The following is a 5,830-nucleotide window of genomic DNA, read 5'->3' as shown; positions in this document are numbered from 1 at the left end:
GGCCGGGCTGGTTTCATAGCGCTCGCCGGTGGCGATGATGTGCGCCACCAACGGCCCGTGGGCCACGGCCACGCCCTTGGGCATGCCGGTGGAGCCGGAGGTGTAGATCACGTAGGCGAGGTTGTCGCCGTCCAGTACGACATTCGGCGCCGCATAATTCTCATCTGACCAGGCCTGTACCTGATCCACCGCCAGGGCTTGCAGGCCCTCTGGAATCGGCAGGCGCTGTTGCACCGTCGAGTGGGTCAGCAGCAACCGCGAGCGGCTGTCCTGCATCATGTACAGCAGGCGATCACGCGGGTATTCGATATCCAGCGGGACGTACACGCCACCGGCCTTCAGCACGGCAAGGAACGCCACCATGATCTCGGCACTGCGCGGCATGGCAATGGCCACCCGCACTTCCGGGCCGACGCCACGGGCGATCAGCGCGTGGGCCAGGCGATTGGCCTGGCGATCCAGCTCGCCGTAAGTGAGTTGCTGGTCGGCGAACTTCACCGCGACGGCATCCGGGGCCTCGCGGGCACGGTCGGCCACGCGTTCATGCACCAGACGCCGGGCCGAGAAGCCGGACGCGGTACGGTCCCACAGTTGCAGGATGTGTTGCTGCTCGGCGGCGTCCAGCAGGCTCAATTGGCTGAGCTGCTGCCGAGGGTTGGCGACCATACCCTGCAACAGGTTCTGCCAGTGGCGCGCCATGCGTTGCACGGTGTCGGCTTCGAACAGATCCTGGGCATAACCCAGAGTGGCCCAGATACCTTCGGTGGACTCGTGAATGTCCAAGTCCAGGTCAAAATGCACGGTCTTGCTTTGCCATTCCAGCCCTTCGACCAGAAGGTGCGGCAGTTGCTGCTGGACCTGGGCATGGCCGACGTCGGTCTGGTGGTTGAACATCACCTGGAACAACGGGTTGTGGCTCAGGCTGCGCTCAGGCGAAAGCGCTTCCACCAACTGTTCGAACGGCAGGTCCTGATGGGACTGGGCTTCGAGCGCACGTAGTCGGGTTTGTTGCAGCAACTGCTCGACGCTCATCTGGCCGTGCAGGTCCGCCTTAAGTACTTGGGTATTGACGAAGAAGCCGATCAGCCGCTCGGTTTCGCTGCGGTTGCGGTTGGCGACAGGCACGCCGACGCGGATTTCTTCCTGGCCGCTGTAGCGATAAAGCAAGGTCTGGAACGACGCGAGCAGCAACATGAACAGGGTTATGCCTTGCTGTTGCGCCAAAGCCTTGAGCTGCTGGCTCAGCTCGGGTGCCAGCTCGAAGGCCAGGCGTGCGCCGCGGTGGCTTTGCACGGCAGGGCGTGGATGGTCGAACGGCAACGCCAGCACGCTTTGTTCGCCGCCCAACATCTCGCGCCAGTACGACAACTGGCGCTCCTTCTCGCCCGCCTCCATCCAGCTGCGCTGCCACACGGCAAAGTCGCCGTACTGGATCGGCAGCGCCGGCAGGTGCACGTCCTGGCCCTGGCTGTAGGCCGCATAGAGCTGCACCAGCTCTTCGACCATCACCTGCATCGACCAGCCATCGGAAACGATATGATGTTGCACCAGCACCAGCACATGCTCATCAGCGGCCAGGCGCAGCAGCGACACGCGCAGCAACGGGCCGTGTTCCAGGTCGAACGGCTGCGCGATCCGCGCCTCGATCTGGGCCTGGAGTTCGGCTTCGTCGACATCGGCGTGAGCGATCTGCAATGACGCCGACGGCGCGATCACTTGAACCGCACGTTCATGATCCTGGCGCAGACAGGTGCGCAGGCTTTCATGTCGGGCCAGCAAAGCATCGAAACTGTGCTGCAACGCGCCCAGGTCCAGCTGCCCTCCCAGGCGCAAGGCACTGGGGATGTGGTAAGCGGCACTGTGCGGCTCCAACTGCCAGAGAAACCACTGGCGCTCCTGGGCATAGGACAGCGGCAAGGCGTGCTCGCGCCCGACCGGCAACAACGGCGGAGCACTGGGCGCCAGACCGTCCTGAGCCTGCAATGTCGCGACAAATGCATCCAGCCGTGGGTGCTCGAACAAGGCTTTGAGCGGCACCTCGCGCTGCAGTGTCTGGCGAATACGCGACACCACTTGCATCGCCAACAGCGAATGCCCCCCCAGTTCGAAGAAGTGCTGGTTCAAACCGACGTTGTCGACGCCGAGAATATCGGCCCAGATCGCGGCGATCTGCTGTTGCAACGCGGTGACCGGCGCCTGCCAGCCCTGTTGCACCGCGCTGGCGTCAGGCTTGGGCAGCGCCTGGCGGTCCAGCTTGCCGTTGGGATTGAGCGGCATGCGCTCGAGAAAGATCAGGTGCGCCGGGACCATGTAGTCCGGCAGTTGTTCGCGCAGGGTGCTCATCAACCGCTCGGCTTCACTCGACGGTTGCGTGGGCGCCAGGTACGCCAGCAGTTGGTTGTCGACGGCCAGCACCAGCGCTTCACGCACGCCGTCCTGGGCCAGCAGCACGGTTTCGATCTCGCCCAGTTCGATGCGGAAACCGCGAATTTTCACCTGATGGTCGACCCGTCCCACATACTCCACCACGCCATCGGCGCGATAACGCGCCAGGTCGCCGCTGCGATAAAGCCGCTCGCCGCACGCGCTGAACGGGTTGGCGACGAAGCGCTCGGCAGTCAGGCTCGGGCGCCGCAGATAAGCGCTGGCCAGGCCGCTGGCGCTGGCTATGTAGAGTTCACCCACGGCACCGATGGGCAGCAGGTTCAGGTCACGATCCAGCACGTACAGCCCACGCCCAGGTACCGCGCGGCCAATGGGGCTGGCGCTGCCGCCGCTGATCACGTCGGGGTCGGTGCAGTCCAGTACGCTGGAAACGACGGTGGCCTCGGTCGGCCCGTAGGTATTGAGCAGCCGCACATGGCCCAGGCCCGCGCGTTGCCACAACAACGGGCCGTCGAGCGGCATGGCTTCGCCGCCGATATGAAGCTGGCGCAAAGCCCCGTAAGGCCGCGAACCCGCTGCCAGGCAATCCTGCAAAAACAGTTTCCAATAGGCCGTTGGCAAGTCGGCCAGGGTGATGCCCTGTTCGATGATCTGCCGATACAGCTCGGCACCGTCCCATAGTTGCGGGCCACGCAGCACCACCGTGGCGCCGAGGGTCAGGGCCGGGTACAACTGCTCGACGAAGCCATCGAAATTCAGGGTGGCGAACTGCAATACACGGTCTTGTGCGACCAGTTGCGAATAATCGGCGGCAATGCCGACGAACTCGCTCAATGCGCCATGGCTGATGGCAACGCCTTTGGGCTTGCCGGTGGACCCAGAGGTGTAGATCACGTAGGCCAGGCTGTGCGGTTCGAAAGCGCCCGCAGGATTGTGCTCGGCACACAACGCCAACTGCGCCTGGACGAGGTCGATTTCCACGGCCACCACCTGCGCAGGCAATGGCAGGCGATCGCGCAGATGCGACTGGGTCAGCACCAGGCGCACGTCGCTGTCCTCGAGCATATGCACCAGCCGCTCGCGGGGGTACTCAGGGTCCAATGGCACATAGGCCGCGCCGGTCTTGAGCACCGCCAGCAAACTGACCACCATGGCAAAGGAGCGCTCTACCGCGATGCCGACCAATGCTTGCGGGCCGATGCCTTGGGCGATCAGGCAGTGCGCCAGGCGGTTGGCCTGACGGTTCAGCTCGCCGTAGCCGAGGGCCTGGCCATCCAGCGCCAGGGCCTGGCGTTCGGGCTGCGCGGCGGCCTGGGCTTCAAACAATCGATGCACACCTTGCAATTCATGGGCGCGGGCCGGCGCGTTCCAGTCCTGGAGCATGTATTGCTGCTCGGCCGCATCCAGCAGCGCCAGCTCACCCAGATGGCTGCCGGGTGCACTGACTACCGCTTGCAGCACCTGCTGCCAGTGCTGCGCCAGGCGCTCGATGGTCGTCGCGTCGAACAGGTCGGTGGCGTAGTTCAACGCGGCCCAAAGCCCTTCGGCGGACTCGTGAGTATCCAGGCTCAGGTCGAAATGCGTGATCCGGCTGTCCCAGTCCAGCTCCGCCACGCGCAGGCCCGGCAATTGCTGGCCGTCGCGCCCGCTCCGGGCTTCGGTCTGATGGTTGAACATTACTTGGAACAACGGGTTGTGGCTCAAGCTGCGCTCGGGCGAAAGCGCGACCACCAGTTGCTCGAACGGCAGGTCCTGGTGGGCTTGGGCGTCCAGGGAGCGGCGCTTGGTCTGTTGCAGCAATTCGACGAAGCTCATCTGCCCGTCCAGATCGCCCTTGAGCACTTGGGTGTTGACGAAAAACCCGATCAACCGCTCGGTTTCGACGCGATTGCGGTTGGCGATCGGCACGCCGATGCGGATGTCCGACTGCCCGCTGTAGCGATACAGCAAGGTCTGGAAGGACGCGAGCAGCAGCATGAATAGGGTGACGCCTTCTTGCTGCGCCAGGTGTTTGAGGCCAGCGACCAGTTCGGGTCGCAGATGCACCTGCAAGCTCGCGCCGCGATGACTTTGCTGCGCCGGGCGCGGACGGTCCAGCGGCAACTCCAGCACCGGTTGTTCACCGCCCAGCAGCCCCTGCCAATAGGCCAGTTGCCGCGTGCGCTCCCCCGCTTCCATCCAGCCACGCTGCCACAGGGCGTAGTCGGCGTACTGGATCGGCAGTTCCGGCAATTGCAGGTCCTGGCCCTGGCTGTAGGCGGCATACAATTGCACCAGCTCTTGGACCATCACTTGCATCGACCAACCGTCGGACACGATGTGGTGCTGCACCATCACCAGCACATGTTCGTCTTCCGCCAATTGCAGCAAGGTCACACGCAGCAGCGGGGCCTGATGCAAATCGAACGGCCGCGCCACCTCCACTTCCACTCGCGACATCAACTGCGCCTCGTCGATCTGCGCTTGTTGAAGCTCGACCCGTGCCCGCGGCAGCACGGCCTGCCACAGATGTTCACCCTCCTCGACCAGTTGCGTGCGCAGGCTCTCGTGACGGGCCAACAGGCTGTCGAAGCTGCGCTGCAGTGCGGACACGTCCAGCCGTCCGTGCAAACGCAAGGCGCCGGGAATGTGGTACGTGGCACTGTCGGGGTCCAACTGCCAAAGAAACCACTGGCGCTCCTGCGCGTAGGACAGCGGCAGGCGTTGGCCGGCCTCACGGATCGAGGCAATCGGCAGTTGAGCGAAACTCATGCTCCGGCCTTGCAGGCGCTGGTAGAACTGCTGGCGCTGTTCCAGAGGCAGGCGAAGAAAGCGCGACACCAGGTCGATGTTAGGGTTGGAAAGCATGGTTCAAATCGCCTCTAGTTCGCTCAAAAAGTCACGAAGGTCATCAAAATCTTCCACGCTGCCGGCGCGGAAGGTGGCTGCGGCCAGTACGTACGCGTGCAGCGATTCGGTCTGGAACAGTTCCATCAGTGGTACGTCCAGGCCCAGCTCCGCCTGGACCCGTGAGGTGATCTGGATGGCCAGCAAGGAATGCCCGCCGACTTCGAAGAAGTTGTCGTTCAGGCCCACTTGCGGCACGTGCAGCACGGCGGCCCAGATCGCGGCGATCTGTTGCTCCAGCTCGGTTTGCGGCGCCACATACACCTGCTGCATAAGGCTCACATCCGGCACCGGCAGGCCCTTGCGGTCGAGCTTGCCGTTGGGGGTCAGCGGCATTTGCGCAAGGAACACGAAGTGCGCCGGCACCATGTAGTCCGGCAGGCCGGTTTTCAGGGCGCGGCGCAAGGTGTCGCGGAACTCGGCCTGGTCGGCCAGGGCGGCATCAGCCGGAACCACATAGGCCACCAGCTGCTTGCCGGTGGCGCCGTCCTGGGCCACCACTACCGTTTCGCCGACGCTGTCCTGCTCGCGCAAACGCGCTTCGATTTCGCCCAGTTCG

Annotated in this window: 2 protein-coding genes; both read right to left on the bottom strand. The window is 64.2% G+C overall.

Annotation, left to right across the window (positions count from 1 at the left end):
- On the bottom strand, positions 1–5,232 hold a 5,232-nt coding region (locus tag Q1V60_RS03640), incomplete at its 3' end, for a non-ribosomal peptide synthetase (RefSeq protein ID WP_300627502.1).
- Positions 5,233–5,235: 3 nt separating this feature from the next.
- Positions 5,236–5,830 (bottom strand): phosphopantetheine-binding protein (locus Q1V60_RS03635; RefSeq protein WP_300627501.1); only part of this gene is annotated, 595 nt, incomplete at its 5' end.

Source organism: Pseudomonas sp., from assembly GCF_030147005.1.
GTDB lineage: Bacteria > Pseudomonadota > Gammaproteobacteria > Pseudomonadales > Pseudomonadaceae > Aquipseudomonas.
This window is presented reverse-complemented; position numbering and strand designations above follow the sequence as displayed.